This is a genomic window from Streptomyces sp. Y20 (genome assembly GCF_043195475.1).
Classification (GTDB): domain Bacteria; phylum Actinomycetota; class Actinomycetes; order Streptomycetales; family Streptomycetaceae; genus Streptomyces.
Map to the genome: position 1 here is coordinate 1 of NZ_JBIDDP010000039.1, position 478 is coordinate 478.

The 478-nt window shown below is 65.3% G+C and carries 1 pseudogene; it reads left to right on the top strand.

The annotated features are described in order from the left end of the window. A pseudogene (locus ACGFT1_RS35740) lies at positions 1–459 on the top strand (acetyl-CoA carboxylase biotin carboxylase subunit); the annotation flags it as partial. Positions 460–478 lie beyond the last annotated feature (19 nt).

Consider the following 478-nt stretch of genomic DNA (forward strand, 5'->3'; position numbering starts at 1 on the left):
GTTGAACACCCCGTCACCGAGATGGTCACGCGCTTCGACCTCGTGCGCGAGCAGTTCCGGGTCGCGGCGGGGGAGGGGCTGTCGATGACGCAAGCGGACGTGCAGGTCGTCGGTCACGCCATCGAGGTGCGCGTGAACGCCGAGGACCCCGAGCACGACTTCCGCCCCGCCGCCGGGACCGTCACCGACGTGCACTGGCCGGGGGGGCCGGGCATTCGGGTCGACTCGCACGTCTATTCGGGCTACCGGGTACCGCCGAATTACGACTCTTTGGTTGCCAAAATCATCGCCTGGGCACCGACCCGCGACGAGGCGATAGCGCGGATGAAGCGGGCGCTGACCGAAACGGTGTTGGAGGGCATCAAGACGACCATCCCCTTTCACCTGCGGGTGCTCGACAACGCCTTTTATCAGCGCGGGGCCGTCTACACGACCTTTATCGCCAAACGGATGCAGTGATGGGTTTGACCCTATGGGT